Origin of the sequence: Streptomyces sp. NPDC000075 (assembly GCF_040301925.1) — a bacterium.
GTDB lineage: Bacteria > Actinomycetota > Actinomycetes > Streptomycetales > Streptomycetaceae > Streptomyces > Streptomyces polychromogenes.
In genome coordinates this window covers 98,928-116,275 of the sequence record NZ_JBEPFL010000031.1, presented here as the reverse complement: position 1 = coordinate 116,275, position 17,348 = coordinate 98,928, and the positions used below count along the sequence as shown (strand labels likewise).

At 72.1% G+C, this 17,348-nt stretch carries 20 protein-coding genes; 8 read left to right on the top strand and 12 right to left on the bottom strand.

The annotated features are described in order from the left end of the window. Nucleotides 1-145 precede the first annotated feature (145 nt). The gene (locus ABT403_RS29725; RefSeq protein ID WP_344164944.1) at nucleotides 146-2,209 is read right to left on the bottom strand and encodes a VMAP-C domain-containing protein; all 2,064 of its coding nucleotides are present in this window, start codon (nucleotides 2,207-2,209) and stop codon (nucleotides 146-148) included. Between the two features lie 139 nt (nucleotides 2,210-2,348). Between ABT403_RS29725 and ABT403_RS29720 the strand changes: the two genes are divergently transcribed. Beyond that, nucleotides 2,349-2,534 (top strand): DUF6104 family protein, encoded by a 186-nt coding sequence (locus tag ABT403_RS29720; RefSeq protein WP_024761804.1) that lies wholly within the window; start codon nucleotides 2,349-2,351, stop codon nucleotides 2,532-2,534. Nucleotides 2,535-2,656: 122 nt separating this feature from the next. On the opposite strand, the gene sodN is transcribed toward ABT403_RS29720, so the two are convergent. After that, a complete protein-coding gene (gene sodN, locus ABT403_RS29715; protein WP_007266490.1) occupies nucleotides 2,657-3,052 on the bottom strand; it encodes a superoxide dismutase, Ni in 396 nt (131 codons plus the stop codon). Between the two features lie 173 nt (nucleotides 3,053-3,225). Between sodN and sodX the strand changes: the two genes are divergently transcribed. Beyond that, nucleotides 3,226-3,645, top strand: coding sequence for a nickel-type superoxide dismutase maturation protease (sodX, locus tag ABT403_RS29710; protein ID WP_344164936.1), 420 nt, complete (start codon nucleotides 3,226-3,228; stop codon nucleotides 3,643-3,645). On the opposite strand, the gene ABT403_RS29705 is transcribed toward sodX, so the two are convergent. Then, entirely contained in the window at nucleotides 3,549-4,178 is a 630-nt protein-coding gene (locus ABT403_RS29705; protein WP_344164933.1) for a CGNR zinc finger domain-containing protein, read from the bottom strand. The two genes, sodX and ABT403_RS29705, sit on opposite strands and share 97 nt — an antisense overlap. 92 nt (nucleotides 4,179-4,270) lie before the next feature. Here ABT403_RS29705 and ABT403_RS29700 point away from each other — a divergent pair, with 92 nt between their 5' ends. After that, on the top strand, nucleotides 4,271-5,044 hold the full coding sequence (locus tag ABT403_RS29700; protein WP_344164930.1) for a class I SAM-dependent methyltransferase: 774 nt from the start codon (nucleotides 4,271-4,273) through the stop codon (nucleotides 5,042-5,044). A gap of 83 nt (nucleotides 5,045-5,127) precedes the next feature. Here the strand turns inward: ABT403_RS29700 and ABT403_RS29695 are convergent, their stop codons facing one another. Genes ABT403_RS29695 through ABT403_RS29685 form a run of 3 tightly spaced genes read right to left on the bottom strand, consistent with a single transcriptional unit; the run spans nucleotide 5,128 to nucleotide 7,825 of the window. Next, nucleotides 5,128-5,880 carry an amino acid ABC transporter ATP-binding protein gene (locus ABT403_RS29695; RefSeq protein ID WP_344165881.1) on the bottom strand — a complete coding sequence of 251 codons (753 nt, stop codon included), beginning with the start codon at nucleotides 5,878-5,880 and terminating at the stop codon, nucleotides 5,128-5,130. 11 nt (nucleotides 5,881-5,891) lie between these two features. Then, nucleotides 5,892-6,845 (bottom strand): amino acid ABC transporter permease, encoded by a 954-nt coding sequence (locus ABT403_RS29690; protein WP_344164927.1) that lies wholly within the window; start codon nucleotides 6,843-6,845, stop codon nucleotides 5,892-5,894. A 32-nt stretch (nucleotides 6,846-6,877) separates the two neighbouring features. Next, the gene (locus ABT403_RS29685) at nucleotides 6,878-7,825 is read right to left on the bottom strand and encodes an ABC transporter substrate-binding protein (RefSeq protein ID WP_344164924.1); all 948 of its coding nucleotides are present in this window, start codon (nucleotides 7,823-7,825) and stop codon (nucleotides 6,878-6,880) included. Nucleotides 7,826-8,351: 526 nt separating this feature from the next. Between ABT403_RS29685 and ABT403_RS29680 the strand changes: the two genes are divergently transcribed. The 4 genes from ABT403_RS29680 (at nucleotide 8,352) to ABT403_RS29665 (ending at nucleotide 11,847) form a co-directional block, all read left to right on the top strand. Then, nucleotides 8,352-9,554: an NAD(P)-dependent malic enzyme gene (locus ABT403_RS29680; RefSeq protein ID WP_425580258.1), complete on the top strand. Its 1,203-nt coding sequence runs from the start codon at nucleotides 8,352-8,354 to the stop codon at nucleotides 9,552-9,554. 465 nt (nucleotides 9,555-10,019) lie between these two features. Further along, nucleotides 10,020-10,982: a zinc-binding dehydrogenase gene (locus ABT403_RS29675; protein ID WP_344164921.1), complete on the top strand. Its 963-nt coding sequence runs from the start codon at nucleotides 10,020-10,022 to the stop codon at nucleotides 10,980-10,982. A 95-nt stretch (nucleotides 10,983-11,077) separates the two neighbouring features. Next, the gene (locus ABT403_RS29670) at nucleotides 11,078-11,287 is read left to right on the top strand and encodes a helix-turn-helix domain-containing protein (protein WP_042818984.1); all 210 of its coding nucleotides are present in this window, start codon (nucleotides 11,078-11,080) and stop codon (nucleotides 11,285-11,287) included. Continuing rightward, entirely contained in the window at nucleotides 11,287-11,847 is a 561-nt protein-coding gene (locus ABT403_RS29665) for a Clp protease N-terminal domain-containing protein (protein WP_344164916.1), read from the top strand. The genes ABT403_RS29670 and ABT403_RS29665 overlap by 1 nt, the downstream gene beginning before the upstream one ends. A gap of 27 nt (nucleotides 11,848-11,874) precedes the next feature. Here ABT403_RS29665 and ABT403_RS29660 read toward each other — a convergent pair whose 3' ends face one another. The 3 genes from ABT403_RS29660 to ABT403_RS29650 form a co-directional block, all read right to left on the bottom strand. Further along, nucleotides 11,875-12,762, bottom strand: coding sequence for a PadR family transcriptional regulator (locus ABT403_RS29660; protein ID WP_344164913.1), 888 nt, complete (start codon nucleotides 12,760-12,762; stop codon nucleotides 11,875-11,877). 1 nt (nucleotide 12,763) lies between these two features. Further along, complete coding sequence (locus ABT403_RS29655; protein WP_344164910.1) at nucleotides 12,764-13,687, bottom strand: DUF4097 family beta strand repeat-containing protein; 924 nt, start codon at nucleotides 13,685-13,687, stop codon at nucleotides 12,764-12,766. A 193-nt stretch (nucleotides 13,688-13,880) separates the two neighbouring features. Further along, a complete protein-coding gene (locus ABT403_RS29650; protein ID WP_344164907.1) occupies nucleotides 13,881-14,813 on the bottom strand; it encodes a LysR family transcriptional regulator in 933 nt (310 codons plus the stop codon). 224 nt (nucleotides 14,814-15,037) lie between these two features. On the opposite strand from ABT403_RS29650, the gene snpA reads away from it, so the two are divergent. Beyond that, a complete protein-coding gene (snpA, locus tag ABT403_RS29645) occupies nucleotides 15,038-15,703 on the top strand; it encodes a snapalysin (RefSeq protein WP_344164904.1) in 666 nt (221 codons plus the stop codon). 33 nt (nucleotides 15,704-15,736) lie between these two features. Here snpA and ABT403_RS29640 read toward each other — a convergent pair whose 3' ends face one another. The 3 genes from ABT403_RS29640 to ABT403_RS29630 form a co-directional block, all read right to left on the bottom strand. Continuing rightward, on the bottom strand, nucleotides 15,737-15,937 hold the full coding sequence (locus ABT403_RS29640; RefSeq protein ID WP_344164901.1) for a hypothetical protein: 201 nt from the start codon (nucleotides 15,935-15,937) through the stop codon (nucleotides 15,737-15,739). A 36-nt stretch (nucleotides 15,938-15,973) separates the two neighbouring features. Continuing rightward, nucleotides 15,974-16,558, bottom strand: a complete 585-nt coding sequence (locus ABT403_RS29635; protein ID WP_344164898.1) for a dihydrofolate reductase family protein — start codon at nucleotides 16,556-16,558, stop codon at nucleotides 15,974-15,976. Between the two features lie 97 nt (nucleotides 16,559-16,655). Beyond that, the gene (locus ABT403_RS29630; RefSeq protein ID WP_344164895.1) at nucleotides 16,656-17,249 is read right to left on the bottom strand and encodes a GNAT family N-acetyltransferase; all 594 of its coding nucleotides are present in this window, start codon (nucleotides 17,247-17,249) and stop codon (nucleotides 16,656-16,658) included. Nucleotides 17,250-17,348: the final 99 nt, after the last annotated feature.

Sequence of the window (17,348 nt, the reverse complement as noted above, 5' to 3'; positions counted from 1 at the left end):
CCGCCGTCCGGCGGGACCGGACCGCACAACCGCCCGGGGCCGCCGTCCGGGCTCACCCGTCCCGCGCCCACCCGTCCCGCGCTCATCCGTCCCGCGTCCCCGCCGTGCGTCCCGCGCGCCGCGGCCCGCCGGGGGCGCCCCCGCCTCACAAGTCCCCCTGGAGCGGCTCGTCCTCCGGCAGGGCCCGGGCCGGGTCCTCCCAGACGAGGGCCAGCCCGGCCGCCCAGTACGCGTCGGGGTCCGCCCCGTGGGCCCGCTGGCGCAGGGCCTGGAGGCGCTGCGGGAGGACGGCCCCCCGGCCCGCCTCGGCGAGCTCCTCCCGCAGCCCCCGGTGGAACGGCGCGCAGGAGGCCCCCGGGTCCGCCGGGGGCCGCCGGCACACCGCCACCCCGTACCCGGCGTCCCGTACGGAGTGCAGCGCGCCCAGGGCCGGTTCGGCGGCCGGGTCCCGGCACAGGACGGGGACGACGGTGTCGGCCAGCCCCTCCAGCCAGGCCGGGGAGGGGCTGCGGGGGCGGCCCCGCGAGCAGTCGGCGCGCTGGTCCAGCAGGGGCCCCGCCTGGACCCGGGTCCAGCGCGCCTCGGCGGCGGGGCCGCGGGCGGCGTCCGGGTGGCGGAAGACCACCGGCCGCTGCACCCCGACCGGGACCCCGCCCGAGACGGCCCACTCGTCGACGGCGAGCCCGAACAGCTCGGGGGCGACGGCCACTTCGAGCAGGGCGGCCGCCTCGTGCGTGTCGCAGCGGCGGAACCCCTCGGCGAGCGGGGCCCGCAGCGCCTCGGGCAGGCCGGCCAGGCGGGCCCGTACCCCGGCGGCGACCGGGGTGACCCGGCCGGGCCGGGCGGGGCCGGCCAGGACCGACACCCGCCAGTCGTAGACGTCCTCCCAGCCGTGCGCCCAGGCCTCCAGCAGCACCGACGGCCCGGCCGGCAGCCCGTCGGGCCGCCGGGTGCGGCCCAGTGCCGCCCGGCCGGCGGCCTGCCGGCGGCGCCGCTCCCGCTCGTCCAGGCCCCGTTCGTGCCGTTCGGCGAGCTCCCGGCGCAGGGGGCGCCACAGCCGTTCGGCGGTGGCGCGGACCCAGTCCCACAGCTCCTCGTCGGCGCCGGGGGCGGGGGGCTCGCGGTGGTCGGCGACGCTCACGCCGGTGGCGTAGCGGAGCATCGCGGCGGCCTCGCCGCCCGCTCCGGGCGGGTCGTGCAGCAGCCCGAGGCCGTCGCGCCAGCTGAGCGGGGCCGGGAGGGTGCCGTCGGGTTCCTCGCCCCGTGCCTGCTCCGCGAGCTCCCGTACGGCCTCCGAGGAGCCGGGCGGCGGCAGTTCGGCGAGCAGCCCGCACAGGGTGGTCCGCTCGCCGGGGGTGAGCCGGCCGCGCCCGCCGTACGCGTCCGCCCCGTCGTCCGCCAGGAGGTCGTGGACGTCGGTCCAGGTGCGGCGGTTGTCGAGGTCGCTCAGGTGCCGGTCGTAGTGGTAGAGGTCGTGGGCCTGCATGACGCGGCGGTAGAGCCCGGTCTGGCCGGTCGCGGCCATCGGCAGGGTGCGCAGCTGGGCCACGGAGACGGCGAGCCCGCCGCCGCCCGTGTGCCGGCGGGCCTTGACCACGCCGATGACCTCCCCGCGCGCGAGGTCCACGACGGGCCCGCCGGACATGCCGGCCTCGATCTCGTCCTCGTCGCCCAGCCGGATGGCGGCGCCGCCGCCGGCGATGCCGCGCAGCCGGGTGGTGCGGCCGGTGATCTCGCGGATGCCGAGTTCCTCGGTGCAGCCGAAGTAGGCGGCCTCGTCGAGCCGGGGTCTGGCGCGGTCGGTGAGCCAGACGCAGGTGTGGGTGACGGGTGACAGGACGCGGACCAGCGCGAGGTCGGGCAGGTCCCACAGGGCCCGCCTCCCGGGCCGGCGCTCCTCCAGCCGCTCGGGCAGGACGCACTCCACCCGCCCGGCGACCGTCCCGCCGGCGGTGGTGTCTCCGCCGGGGAAGAAGCTGATGCCGACCTCACGCCCCGCAAGACGCACCCCGGCACCCCCTTCACCGACGACGTGCGCACACGTGAGGACCCAGCCGGGGGCGATGAAGAAGCCGCTCCCCCAGGTGGGTCCGGTCCCAGCGCTGTCATACCCGCCCGGGGCCGCGTGGACGCGTACGGTGGCGGCCCGGACCAGGGGCTCCAGGAGCTCGAAGGCGCGCGCGGATCCGCCCGTGCGCCCGTCCGGCATCCCGAGACCCCCCTCCCCCGCCCGTCCCAGCGGGCTCGGTCCACGCTAGCGCCGTGGGCGGGACATCGGGAGGTGTCGCCGGGGAGCCGGATTATCCTGGCGGGAAACACCCCATCTTCGACACGGCACGGAGCCCGACTTGTACTTCACCGATCGCGGCATCGAGGAGCTGGAGAAGCGGCGCGGCGAGGAGGAGGTCACCTTCGAGTGGCTCGCCGAGCAGCTCCGCACCTTCGTGGACCTCAACCCTGACTTCGAGGTCCCGGTCGAGCGCCTCGCCACCTGGCTGGCCCGGCTGGACGACGACGAGGACGACGACGAGTAGCCCGCCGGGCGCGCACGCGGACCAGCGCGTGCGCCTCGTGGCGCGTACGACCGAGGGGCCCGGCCGCATGGTGGTTTCATGCGGTCGGGCCCCTCGGTGGTGGTGCCGGGGGAAGGCCTGGATCAGGCGGCCTTCGTCTCCCAGAAGATGCGGTCGATCTCGGCGATGAGCTCCAGAGCCTTGGCGCCGGTCGCCGGGTCGTTCGACGCCTTGGCGGCCGAGAGGGCCTTCAGGGTGTCGTTGACCAGGGTGTGCAGCTGGGGGTACTTCTCGAAGTGCGGGGGCTTGAAGTAGTCGCTCCACAGCACCGAGACGTGGTGCTTCGCGAGCTCGGCGCGCTGCTCCTTGATGGTGATGGCGCGCGCGCGGAAGTCCGCGTCCTCGTTGGCCTGGTACTTCTCCTGGACGGCCTTGACGGACTCGGCCTCGATACGGGCCTGAGCCGGGTCGTACACGCCGCAGGGCAGGTCGCAGTGGGCGGAGACCTTCACCTTGGGGGCGAAGAAGCGGGAAAGCATGGAGTGGGTCCTCCTCGTGATCGTCTTCTCAAGGGTGGAGATTACTCGCTGAGAAGACGGAAATCGCGGGCGCCCCCATGGGCTTAGGACAAAAGTCCAGCCTCCGCCGAGGTGCGGTGAGCGAACCTACGGGGCCGTGGGGCAGCATGCGGGCAGGGACGAGGAGGCCACGGATGGCGGAGAGCGGGCGGGCGCGGGTGCGGACGGGGATCACGGAGGTGACGGGGCCGTCGATGGTGCCGACGCTGCTGCACGGGGACCGGATGGTGGTCCGGTACGGGGCGCTGGTCCGGCCGGGTGACGTGGTGGTGTTCCGGCATCCGCTCCAGCAGGACCTGCTGGTGGTCAAGCGGGCCGCCGAGCGGCGGCCGGGCGGCTGGTGGATGCTCGGGGACAACCCGTTCAACGAGACCGGGGACAGCACCGACTACGGCGCCGTCCCCGACGAGCTCGTGCTGGCGCGGGCGGTGCTGCGGCTGCGGCCCCGCCCCGTGCATCAGAGTTCGCTGAGGGCCCGGCTCTCCTGGGCGCTGTCGGCGGTGCGGCCGCTGCGGGCGGACTCCTCGGCCTCCAGGCGCTTGCGGGCACGGTAGGCGGCGACGTTGGCGCGGGTGGCGCAGCGGTCGGAGCAGTAGCGCCGGGAGCGGTTGGTGGAGGTGTCGAGGTAGGCGTTGCGGCAGGGCGGGGCCTGGCAGAGGCCGAGCCGGTCGGGGCCGTGCGCGGTGAGGTGGAAGGCCAGCCCGAAGGAAGCGATCGCGGCGTAGCCGGCGGAGGCGTTGGAGGGGTGGTCGGCGAGGTGGATGTGCCAGTCGGGGCGGCCGTCCGGGCCGACGAGGTCGTGGCCGGAGACCTGGGGGCTGACGGGGAACTCCATGAGCAGGGAGTTCAGGAGGTCGACCGCGAGGACGTGGTCGCCGCCGTCGGCCGCCTCGAAGACGGCGCGCAGCCGGCCCCGGACGTTGCGGAAGCGGGTGACGTCGGTGTCGGTGACCCGGCGGGCCATCTGCGTGCTGGGGCCGAAGAGGGCACGGACGTCGTCCGCCGAGGTGAGGGCGTCCTTGTTGCGGGCCGGCTCCTCGGTGTTGACCAGGCGCACGGCATAGTCCGAGTAATGGGCCAGTTCCACTTGTAGTCCTTACGGCTGCGGGTTAGGGTCGATCACGGCCGCCGGTAACGGCTGCTCTTGCTTCGAGGGTATTACGTATGGAGGGGTTCGGGATGACGGATACGGCGACTGGCTCGTTCGGTACGGACTGGCAGGCCTGGCAGGACAGCTGGGACCGCCAGCAGGAGTGGTACATGCCCGACCGCGAGGAGCGGTTCCGGGTGATGCTGGACATGGTCGAGGCGCTGACCGGCCCCGCGCCCCGGGTCCTGGACCTCGCGTGCGGTACGGGAAGTATCACGGACCGCCTCCTCAAACGGTTCCCGGAGGCGGTCAGCACCGGGCTGGATCTCGACCCCGCCCTGCTGACGATCGCCCGGGGCCACTTCGCCGGCGACGACCGGGTCACCTTCGTCACCGCCGACCTCAAGGACCCGCACTGGCGCGCCGCGCTCCCGTACGACTCCTACGACGCCGTCCTGACCGCGACGGCCCTGCACTGGCTGCACAGCGAGGAGCTGGCGGTCCTCTACGGGCAGATCGCACCGCTGGTCCGCCCGGGCGGGGTCTTCATGAACGCCGACCACATGCCCGACCCCTCCACCCCGCTGATCAACGCCGCCGACCGCGCCCAGCGGCACGCCGGGATGGACCGGGCGAAGGCGGACGGGGTCCTGGACTGGCGCGACTGGTGGGCCCTGGCGGCCGCCGACCCGGTGCTGGCCGAGCCGACGGCGGCCCGCTTCGCGATCTACGGGGAGCACGCCGACGGGGACACCCCCGACGAGGCCTGGCACGCCCGCACCCTGCGCGAGGCGGGTTTCGCGGAGGCCCGTACGGTCTGGCGCTCCCCCTCGGACGCCCTGGTCCTAGGTCTCAAGGCGTAACTTCCGGCGGCAGCGCGAAGGGGCGGTACGGAGATCCGTACCGCCCCTTCGCCGAGCGCTCAGGGCACCGGTCAGAGCACCGGTCAGAGCACCTTGGAGAGGAACGCCTTGGTGCGGTCGTGCTGCGGGTTGCCCAGGACGTCGCGCGGGTGGCCGGACTCGACCACGACGCCGCCGTCCATGAAGACGAGGTTGTCGCCGACCTCGCGGGCGAAGCCCATCTCGTGGGTCACCACGACCATGGTCATGCCGGACTCGGCCAGGTCGCGCATGACGTCGAGGACGTCACCGACCAGCTCCGGGTCGAGGGCCGAGGTGGGCTCGTCGAAGAGCATCAGCTTCGGCTCCATGGCCAGCGCGCGGGCGATCGCCACGCGCTGCTGCTGGCCGCCGGAGAGCTGGGTCGGGTAGTTCCCGCCCTTGTCCCCGAGGCCGACCCGGTCCAGGAGCTTGACGGCGCGCTCGCGCGCCACCGCCTTGGACTCGCCCTTGACCATGACCGGGGCTTCCATGACGTTCTCTATGGCCGTCATGTGGGGGAAGAGGTTGAAGCGCTGGAAGACCATGCCGATGTCCCGGCGCTGGGCCGCGACCTCGCTGTCCTTCAGCTCGTAGAGCTTGTCGCCCTTCTGCTTGTAGCCCACCAGCTGGCCGTCGACCGAGAGCCGGCCGGCGTTGATGCGCTCCAGGTGGTTGATGCACCGCAGGAAGGTGGACTTGCCGGAGCCGGACGGGCCGACCAGGCAGAAGACCTCGCGGGGGGCGACCTCAAGGTCGATGCCGCGCAGGATGTGGGCGGCGCCGTACGACTTGTGGACGCCTTCGGCCTTGACCATCGGCTGGGCGGTCACTTCGCCACCTCCGTACGGCGGAACATGTTCAGGTTGGCCTTGAGCCGCTCGAACGGGGTGGGCGGGAGGCTGCGCAGCGAGCCGCGGGCGTAGCGGCGCTCCAGGTAGTACTGGCCGACGCTGAAGACGCTGGTCAGCGCGAGGTACCAGATGGAGGCGACGAAGTACATCTCGATGACCGCGCCGGCGGTGCTGCCGATGTTGGAGCTGGCCCGCAGGAGTTCGGTGTACTGGACCGCCGAGACCAGGGAGGAGGTCTTCAGCATGTTGATGAACTCGTTGCCGGTCGGCGGGATGATCACGCGCATGGCCTGCGGGAGCACGACGCGGCGCATGGTCTGCGTCTGGGTCATGCCGAGCGCGTGGGAGGCCTCGGACTGGCCCTCGTCGACGGACTGGATGCCCGCGCGGACGATCTCCGCCATGTAGGCGCCCTCGTTCAGGCCGAGGCCCAGGAGGGCGACCATGAACGGCGTCATGACGTCGACGGTCTCGTTCTTGTAGATCGGGCCCAGGTTGATGTACTGGAAGATCAGCGGGAGGCTGAACCAGACCAGCAGCTGCACGTAGACCGGGGTGCCGCGGAAGAACCAGATGTAGAGCCAGGCCACGAAGCTGGTGACCGGGTTCTTCGAGAGGCGCATCACCGCGAAGAGGATGCCGAGCACGAGGCCCAGCGCCATCGAGGTGATGCTGATGACGACGGTGTTGCCGAGGCCGCTCAGGACGGAGGAGTCGAAGAGCTTGTCGCCGACCGTCGCCCAGATGATCTTGCCCTGGGAGAAGGCGTAGACGAGCCACGCCAGCAGTACGGCCACGACCACGGCGCTGATCCAGCGGCCGTAGTGCCGTACGGGGATTGCCTTGATGGCCTCGTAAGGGGTGGTGCCCGAGGCGCCGGGCCCGGCCGGCGGAGTAGCGGCCGGACCCTTGTCGATCTTGTCAGTCACAATGACTGCCCTTCAGTGGAGCGCTTCGGGTCTTACTTGCCGGCGTTGATCGTGGCGGACTGCACGGCGCCGTCCTTCACGTTCCACTTCTCCAGGACCTTGGCGTAGGAGCCGTCCTTGATGATGGCGTCCACGGCTTCCTTGAGGGCGTCGCGGAGCTGGGTGTTGTCCTTGGAGACCGCGATGCCGAAGAGGCCGACGTCGGACTGCTGGCCGCCGACCTCGAAGTCGTTGCCGCCGCCCGAGGTCTTCGCGATGTACGAGGTGACCGGGAAGTCGTTCAGGTCGGCGACGGCGCCGCCGGCCTTGACGCGGACCTGGGCGTCGGCGTCGGTGTCGAAGGCCTCGATGGTGAGCTTCTTGTCACCGCACTTCTCGGCCTGGGCCTTGAAGGTGTCCTCGTAGATGGTGCCGCGCTGGACGGCGACCGTCTTGCCGCAGAGGTCGTCGAGGGACTTGATGTTGTCCGGGTTGCCCTTCTTGACCAGGAGCGAGACGCCGGAGGACATGTAGTCGACGAAGTCGACGCCCTTGCCGATCTTCGCGCCCTTGTCGTCGAGGCCCTCCTGGCGCTTCTTGTTGTCCGTGATCGAGGAGATCGCGACGTCCTGGCGGCCGGTCTCCAGGGAGGTGATCAGGCCGTCGAAGGTGCCGGAGGTGAACTGGAGCTTCACGCCGAGCTGCTTGCCGAGCGCCTCGGCGATGTCCGGGTCGACACCGACGATCTTGCCGTTGTCGACGTACTCCATCGGGGCGTAGGCGGTGTCCGAGCCGACCTTGATGACACCCGCGTCCTGGATCTTCTTCGGGAGCTTGGAGAACAGCGGGGCGCTGCTGTCACCGGCACCCGTGCCCGAGGAGGACTTGTTCGTCTGGTCGCCACAGCCGGTGAGGATCAGGGCGCCGGCGACCGCGATCGCGCCGACCGCGGCGATGCGGGACCGGGCGGCGGTCGTACGACGGGTGGTGCTTGCGGTCATGAGCTGGTTCCTCCGACGGGGGTGGAAAAGCATCCGAGAACAGGTCGAGCACGCACCATCGAGTGCCGCGACCTTGTGTGATTACGGCATCTTGCCATTCGGACTGGCGCATTCAGGGTGCCCGTGAGGTCAAAATCAGATAACGGGCGCCCCCGACTACCCAACAGGACTGCGGGCAAGGCCCCCCGGAGCCGCACAAACCGCCGTGACCTGGCATTTTCGCCTCACTATTTCCCGTGCGTCTCGCCTGTTGGACAGAGACCTTTGGACTTTTGGCCAAAACCGGGACAAGCAACCTACGATCGGTCCGGAATCGACTCGTCTGGGCGTGTGCTCTTCGGGTAGAACAGATCCTTACACCCCTCATCCGGGGCTCAGGGCGCGCGTGCGGCGCGCCCGCGCGTACGAACCTCCCCTCCGAGGAGACGGGCCAACCGTCGACGCGGAGTACGGACGCGGTGCCCGCCCACCCCTTAACCAGGAGTGGCCACCCTCAATGATCAAAGGACTTAAGGGGTCACACGAAGTGGCAGCGGAGATCGTCAACCCTCGCAGTGACAGTGCGACGGACAACAACCCCGATGCGGTGTTCGCACTGCACCGGGGCGGCAAGATGGCCATCCAGGCCACCGTGCCCGTCAAGGACAAGGATGACCTGTCCCTGGCCTACACGCCCGGCGTGGCGAAGGTGTGCACCGCCATCGCCGAGCAGCCCGAGCTCGTGAACGAGTACACCTGGAAGTCCAACGTGGTCGCCGTCGTCACCGACGGTACGGCCGTGCTCGGACTCGGTGACATCGGTCCCGAGGCCTCCCTCCCCGTCATGGAGGGCAAGGCGATTCTGTTCAAGCAGTTCGGCGGCGTGGACGCGGTGCCGATCGCGCTCGCGACCAAGGACACGGACGAGATCGTCGAGACGGTCATCCGTCTGGCGCCGTCCTTCGGCGGGGTGAACCTGGAGGACATCTCCGCCCCCCGCTGCTTCGAGATCGAGCGGCGCCTCCAGGAGGCGCTCGACATCCCGATCTTCCACGACGACCAGCACGGCACGGCCATCGTGACGCTGGCCGCCCTGCGCAACGCGGCCAAGCTCACCGGCCGCACCCTCGGCGACCTGCGCGCCGTGATCGCGGGCGCCGGCGCGGCGGGCATCGCCATCGCCAAGATCCTCGTGGACGCGGGCATCGGCGACGTCTGCGTCACCGACCGCAAGGGCGTCGTCTCGGCGGACCGCACCGACCTGACGGACGTCAAGGCGGAGATCGCGGGCCTGACCAACAAGACGGGCCTCAGCGGGACGCTGGAGGAGGCGCTCGCGGGCGCGGACGTCTTCATCGGCGTCTCCGGCGGCACGGTCGGCGAGGAGGCGGTGGCCACGATGGCGGCGAACTCCTTCGTCTTCGCCATGGCCAACCCGAACCCGGAGGTCCACCCCGACGTCGCGCACAAGTACGCGGCGGTCGTGGCCACGGGCCGTTCGGACTTCCCGAACCAGATCAACAACGTGCTGGCCTTCCCGGGCATCTTCGCGGGTGCCCTGAAGGTCCGCGCGACCCGGATCACCGAGGGCATGAAGATCGCCGCCGCCGACGCCATCGCCGGCGTCGTGGGTGACGAGCTCGCCGCCGACTACGTGATCCCCTCGCCGTTCGACGAGCGCGTCGCCGAGGCCGTCACGGCCGCGGTCGCCGCGGCGGCGAAGGCCGACGGGGTGGCCCGCCTCGTCTGAGCGACGGGCGGAGCCCCGTGGGGCTGAACGGGTGAGGCCCGGCCGGAGTGATCCGGCCGGGCCTCTTCGTGTACGGAGGGCCGCCGCGCAGGGGAACGCACCCTCCCCGCCCCCGAACGGGGAGGGGACGTCCCGGGTCCTTCGCCGCGGCCGGCCGTGGGCCTCCTCACCGGCTCGGCCGGACACGACCGGGTACGAGCGGGCGCGCGGAAAGAGCGCGCGAAAGGGCGCCCCGGGAACGCAAAAGGAGTGTGCGGGGCACGCGACACGTGCACGACGGGCCACCGCATGGCCTGAATATTACCCCCCTCCAAGGGCTGCCGATCTATTCCGTTTAGCCCTATGAGGCACACAAACCTCGTGGCACGGACGGTAGTTGGGAGAACCCACTCCGCTTCCACTCATGCCCATCCGAAACCCCCCGCCCCTGGTCACGGGCCTTACCGACCGGTAGCCTCTGGCGCCATGTTCGCTGCCTACGCCGCCCGAATCGACCGAGACCAGCCGCTGAACGGCCTTGAGCTGGGCGAACGCCCGGCCCCCGAGGCCCGCCCCGGCTGGGTGACCGTCAACGTCAAAGCCGCCTCGCTCAACCACCACGACCTGTGGTCCCTGCGCGGGGTCGGCCTCGACGCCGGCAAACTGCCCATGATCCTCGGCTGCGACGCGGCCGGCACCGACCAGGACGGCAACGAGGTCGTCCTGCACTCCGTGATCGGCCAGAGCGGCCACGGCGTCGGCCCGGACGAGCCCCGCTCCGTCCTGACCGAGCGCTACCAGGGGACCTTCGCCGAGCAGGTGAGCGTCCCGGCCTGGAACGTGCTGCGCAAGCCCGCCGAGCTCTCGTTCGCCGAGGCCGCCTGCATGCCGACCGCCTGGCTGACGGCGTACCGGATGCTCTTCACCAACGCCGGGGTCCGCCCCGGCGACTCCGTCCTCGTCCAGGGCGCCGGCGGCGGCGTCGCCACCGCCGCGATCGTCCTGGGCCGGGCGGCGGGCCTGCGGGTCTACGCCACCAGCCGGGACGAGGCCAAGCGCAAGCGGGCGGTGGAACTCGGCGCCGTCGAGGCCTTCCCGCCGGGCGCCCGGCTCCCCCACCGGGTGGACGCCGTGATCGAGACGGTGGGCGCGGCCACCTGGTCCCACTCCGTCAAGTGCCTGCGCCCGGGCGGCACCCTGGTCATCTCGGGCGCCACCAGCGGCGACACCCCTCCGCAGGGGGAGCTGCGCAGGATCTTCTTCCTGGAGCTGAAGGTGGTCGGCTCGACGATGGGCACGAAGGACGAGCTGGAGGACCTGCTGGCCTTCTGCGCGACCACCGGCGTGCGCCCGGTCATCGACGAGGTCCTCCCGCTGGACCGGGCCCGTGAGGGCTTCGAACGCCTGGAATCCGGCGACCTGTTCGGGAAGATCGTGCTCACGGTCTGAACGGACGGCCCGGGCCGGTCCGGTCCGCCCCGGCCCGGCCTCCGGCTTGTCAATCGGGGTTGACACTCCTCCCGCGTCAACCTAGATTGACATCCATGACCGAAGCCACCGATCTCGCCGAACGGGCCGGAGACCGGGACCCCCGCGTGGGCCTGCGTGCCGTGGCCGCCCTCCGCAGGCTGCTGGAGCAGCTGGAGGCCGTCCAGGTACGCAGCGCCCGCGCCCAGGGCTGGTCCTGGCAGGAGATCGCGGCCGAGCTCGGCGTCAGCCGGCAGGCCGTCCACAAGAAGCACGGGAGGCTGTGATGTTCGAACGATTCACCCGGGACGCGCGCGACGCGGTGGCGGGCGCCGTCGCCCAGGCCGTCGCGGCCGGGTCCGAGACCGTCACCGAGGAACACCTGCTGCTGTCCCTGCTCGACCGGGGCGCACTGGACGCCCTGGGCGTCGACCGCCCCGCACTGACCGCCGACCTGGAGGCCTCCCGCCGCCGGGGCGGGATCTCCAAGGCCGACGAGGAGGCCCTGGCGGGCCTGGGCATCGACCTCTCCGAGATCGTCTCCCGGATCGAGGAGACCCACGGCGAGGGCGCCCTCTCGGCCCCCGCACCCCGCAGGCGCGGCCTCGGCGCCTCCCTCCGCGAGGCCCTGGGCCGTCCCGAGCCGAAGCGGCGCCACTTCCCCTTCACCCAGGGCGCCAGGAAGACCCTGGAACAGGCCCTGCGCATCACCCTGGGCCGCAAGGACCCCTCCATCGGCACCCCGCACCTGCTCCTGGCCCTGCTCACCCGCCCCGGCACGGTCTCCGAAGTCCTCGCGGACCACGGGGTCACGTACGCGACGGTGGAAACCGCCCTCGCCGCCTGACGGCCCGGCGGCCCGGCTGCGCCCCGGCTACGCGCCCGGCCGCAGACCCGCCTCGATCCTGGCGGCCGCGGCCGCCAGATGGGCGCGGGCCTCCGACAGCTGGGCCGGGGTGACGCCGTGGTCGCGGGCCGCGTCACGGATGTCGTCACGGAAGCGGTCCAGCAGCCGGTCCAGGTCCCGCGCCGGATCGGCGGTGGGTGCCAGGTCCTCGGCCCAGGCCGAACCCGAGGGACCGGGGGCGGTGGGCGTCTCGGGGGCGGCGGAGGAGCCGTTGCCCAGCCAGGCCCCGGCGATGCTGCCGAACACCCCGCCCGTCTTGCTGAACTGCTCCTGGAGCTGCGCGGCGATCCGCTGCACCTCCTCGCGGGCCCGCTCCTGCGCCTCCTTGGCCTGGCGGCGGGCCTGCTGGGCCTCCTCACGGGCCCGGCGGCTCTCGTCCTTGGCCCGGCGGGCCTGCTCCTTCCACTCCTGGCGCGCCTTGCGGAGCTCCTCCTTGGCGGCCTTCCAGGACTCGTCCTCGACCTGCGTCGCCGAGGCGTTGGCGGCGGCCAGCATCTCGCGCCGCAGATCGCCGGCGGCGCCCCGCACGTCGTCGCGGATCTCGGCGGCCAGCTCGGACACCGAGTCGCGGATCTCCAGCTCCAGGTCGGCCAGTTCACCGCCCCGGTCGGCCAGTTCGGCACGGCCCGCCTCGGTGATCGAGTACACCTTGCGCCCGCCCTCGGTGGCGTACGTGACGAGCCCCTCGGCCTCCAGCTTCGCCAGCCGCGGGTACACGGTGCCGGCGGAGGGCGCGTACAGCCCCTGGAAGCGCTCCTCCAGCAGACGGATCACCTCGTAGCCGTGCCGGGGCGCCTCGTCCAGCAGCTTGAGGAGGTAGAGGCGGAGACGGCCGTGGGCGAAGACGGGCGGCATGTCAGAGCACCTTCTTGTCGAGCTGGAGGGGGGCCGGGGCCTCGCCGTCGGCCGGCGGGCGGCGCAGGACGGCGATGGACCCGGAGACGGTGGTGGCCCGCAGCGTGCCGGAGCCCTTGCCGAGGGTGCCGGTGATCCGCTTCGCGCCCAGCTGCCCGGTGACGCGCAGGTCCTCGAAGGCGTTGGAGACGCTGCCGGTGGCCGTGTTGGCCTCGACCTTGGCGTCGGCGGGGTGCGGAAGGCGGATGGCGACCTGGCCGGAGACGGAGTTGAGGGAGATGTCCACCGGCCTGGGGGCCGCCCCTTCGGGGGCGAGGTCGATGAGCATGTCACCGCTGACCGAGTCGGCGCGTACGCTGCCGCCCGCGCCGTCGACGACCGTCAGACCGCCGGAGACCGAGTGGAAGCCGAGCTCACCGGTGACGGACTGCACCTCGACGCTGCCCGACACGGTGTGCGCCTTGACCCGCCCGGACAGACCGACCAGGGTCGCGTCACCCGAGACCCCGTTGACGTCGGTGGCGCCGGAGATGCCGGAGACGAAGGCGGTCGCGCTGACGGTGGCCAGCTGCACGGCGGTGGCGGCGGGCACGGTCAGCGTGACGGTCACGCTGCGCTCCCACGCCTTGCGCCCGTCGGGGGAGGAACCGGACCAGGCCTTCCAGGGCTTGCCCTCGAACCACTTCTTGAACCCCTGGGAACCGTTCCAGGGCAGGTCCTCGTAGGACACGGTGAGCGTGCCGCCCTCCTGCACCACGTGCAGCGGCGGCCCGTCGACCTCGCCGACCTCCAGCCGCGCGGGCCCGTCCTCGGCGGCCACGACGTTCACGGTGCCGCCCACCACGCGAACCCGCAGGTCGGTGACGGGCTGCTCGAAGGTGAGCCGCTGGGGGGCGGGGACGGACCAGGTCATCTGCTCAGGCATGGTGCTGCTCCTCCTCGTGGGCTGACGCACGCAACATATCGCGTCTTCTGAAGAACACGATATATCGCGGTGTCGCGAAGTCAAGCACACACGACAGGGGCGCGCCGTCGCGCCCTCAAGGGGGCGGGGGGAAGGGGGGAGGGGGATTCCGCTGAGAGGAGAGGAGCGCGTGGCGATCCGACGGGCCGGGCGCCTAAGCCACCAGCAGTGAGCTTCCCTGGCGGGACAGCCAGGCCCGGTAGGGCGGGGTGCCCAGGGCCGCCTCGCGGTAGGCGTCGCGGAGGTCGTCGTAGGCCTCCGCGTGTTCGCCCGGGCGGGTGGCCAGGAGGAGGCGCACCGCCAGGGGGTCGCCCGCGAGGGGGCGGATCGCCATGTCGTCGCGGGGGCCCGACGTCGGCTGGCACGGGGCCACCGCCTCGCCGGAGACGATCAGCGACGCGGCCGTGTGGTAGTCCGCGTGCAGGACCTGCGGGGTCAGGCCGGCGCGGGCGAACACCCGCCGCAGGCCGTCCCATTCGCCGTCGACCGAGGGGTCCACCGTCCAGCGGTCCCCGGCCAGGTCCTGTAACTCCACCACCGGCGAACGGGCGGCCGGGTGGTCCAGGGACATGGACACGAACTGCGGCTCGCGTTCCATCAGGACCCGCAGCTCCAGGCCGTCCGGCACGCGCAGCGGGCTGCCCTCCACCTCGTGCACGAACGCCACGTCCAGCTGTCCGGCGGCGGTCATCCGCAGCAGCGCGTTCGCCGAGACGTCGACGACCAGCGTGGTCTCCGTCTCCGGCGCGCGCCGGTGCAGCCGGCGCAGCCACCCCGGCAGGGCCCGGCTCGCGGTCGAGCCGATCCGCAGCCGGGGGCCGTGCGCGGCGGCCCGCGCCTCGGCGACCAGGGCGGCCATCTCGGCGAGGAGCGGCCGCGCCCGTCCGAGTACCGTGCGGCCGAAGGGAGTCGGGCGGCAGCCCGTGCGCTCCCTCAGGAACAGCTCGCCTTCCAGGGCCCGTTCGATCCGGCGCAGCTGCGTCGTCAGGGAGGGCTGGCTCACGCCGAGTTGCCGGGCGGCCTTGTGCAGGCTGCCGGCGTCGGCGATGGCGCACAGCGCGCGCAGGTGCCTCACCTCGAGCTCCATGACCTGAGGGTAGGCGGGCCCCAGGGGGCCGCACCAGCCGCCGATAGCCCCCCGAATCCCGCCATTCTCACGCTAGTTGACCAAGGTAAATCTCTCCGAAACCCCCCGATAGGGCGGTGTTATCGGGCTCTGACATCATCCGCCGGCCCCTCCCGCTCCCGCAGACTCCGGTACCGGATCACCCATCCACCCCCCACCGCACCTGATGAGTAGGAGCCCCCCACATGCGCCACTCCCGCAGGACCATGCTGTCCGTCGCCTCCGTCGGCCTCGGTGTCGCCGCCGCGCTCGGCGGCGTCGTGCCCACCGCCACGGCCGCGACCCCGGCGGGCGGCAGCCCGGCGAGCTACGCCGCGTACGAGCGCTCGGCGGAGAACCAGGCGGCCAACAAGGCGTTCTTCGAGGCGGTCCGGCGTGCGGTCGCCGAGCAGCGCGCCGCGAACCCCAGCGCCACGGCCGTCGTCACCGTCACGTACAACACCCGCAACGCGCCCAGCTTCCGTACCCAGATAGCCAACTCGACCCGCATCTGGAACGGCTCGGTCGCCAACGTGAAGCTCCAGGAGGTGTCCTCGGGCGGGAACTTCTCGTACTACGAGGGCAACGACTCGCGCGGCTCGTACGCGAGCACGGACGGGCACGGCCGGGGTTACATCTTCCTCGACTACGCCCAGAACCAGCAGTACAACTCCACCCGCGTGACGGCGCACGAGACCGGGCACGTGCTGGGCCTGCCGGACCACTACTCGGGTCCGTGCAGCGAGCTGATGTCGGGCGGCGGGCCGGGCACCTCGTGCACCAACGCCTACCCGAACAGCACCGAGCGCTCGCGCGTCAACCAGCTGTGGGCCAACGGCCTGGTCGCCTCGGGCCTCGACAGCAAGGGCTGAGCCCCGGGAGTGACCGCAGGCGCCCGCGGGGGGTCATCCCTCCGCGGGCGCGTACTGCGGGCACCGCGGGTTCCGGCAGGGGCCCGGGCCCCATTGCGGTACGAAGATCCCGAGGGACTTGCGGCGGCGGACCACCGTCTCCACGGGGCTCCCGCAGGCCGGGCACGTCCGCTGGGCGTGCCCGGCCTGCGGGGCGACCGTCTCGTGTGCGTGCTGCTGCTGTTCACCGGCCATACCTCCACGGTAGGCCGGTTCGGCGCGTCCGCCCGGTCAGCGCTTGACGTCGTACGAGGTGACGACCTGGCCGCCGCCGAAGGCGGTGCAGCCGGTCAGCTCCAGCTCGCGCACCCCGAAGCCCGTGCGGGACATCGGCATGCCGGTGCCGGCCACGACCGGGTAGGTCTTGACGACGTACTCGTCGATCTCGTCGGCCAGCTGCGCCGCGAGGTCGGCGCCGCCGCACAGCCAGATGCCGAGCCCGTCCCGCGCCTTGAGCTCCCGGACGTGTGCGGCGATGTCCCCGCTGATCAGGCGCACGTCGCCGGCGGGCGCCTCGGTGAGGGAGCGCGAGACGACGTACTGCTCCCGGAAGTGGCCGTAGGGGCTGGTCATGCCGGCCTTGAGGCCCGGTTCATAGGTGCCCCGGCCCATGATCACCGCGTCGAAGCGCTTGGGGGCCACGTCGGCGAGGCCGAGGTGGGCCCGGCCGGCGGCGGCGATCGTCTCGGGGTATTCGGCGATCAGGTGTCCGAGGAACTCCTGGTCGACGTAGGCGTACATGAAATCGGCATCTCCGTCCGGGGCTCCGATGAAGCCGTCGACGGTGGTGGCGACGAAGTACGTGAGCTTGCGCAAGCGAGATCTCTTCCGTTCGGGGGTGCCGTCGATGTCCGGGGCACGGCATTTAAAGTACTTCAGCTGAAGTGGTTACGCAAGGACCTCCGCCCCTCCGCTATCCGCGCGGCTTGCGCCACATGGGCCACATCAGCGGGCCGTCCGGCAGGCGCACCGCCTCGCCGGTGAACTCGAAGCCCAGCCGCTCGTACAGGCGCATGCTCCGCTCGCTGCTCGCCTCCAGGTACGCGGGCACCCCCTCCCGGTCGCAGCCCTCCAGCACCGGCCGGATCAGCTCCGTACCCAGTCCCTCGCCCTGCCGGCCGGGCGCGACCGCGATCATCAGCAGGTACTCGTGCTCCTCGGCCGTGGGGTGCACCGCCCCCGTCAGCCGTCCGACGAGCTCGCACCGCTCGTTGCCGGGGTCGGCCACCGCGCGCATCCTCGCCGGCACCTCGTCCTCCCCCTCCGGCTCCCCGGCCGGGATCCGCAGCCACAGCGCGGCCGCCGAACCGTCCGCGGCGTAGTCGATCCGGCCCTCGGACAGCGCCACGTCCACGAAGACCCCGAGGAACCTGCCGTGGACGGCGGCCCGGTGGGCGGGATCGGGGAAGACCCAGGAGCTGACCGGGTCGCTGCGGAAGGCCTCGTCCAGCAGGCGCGCGACGGCGTCCCGGTCCGACTGATCCGCCTGGCGTATCTCCAGCACCACAGGTCACACCCTTCACTCGCGAGTCAACTACCGCAAGTGATCCTAGAGTTGGCCGCAGTGCGCGGAAAGGCTCGTTCCGGCACCCCCGTGATGCCGGAA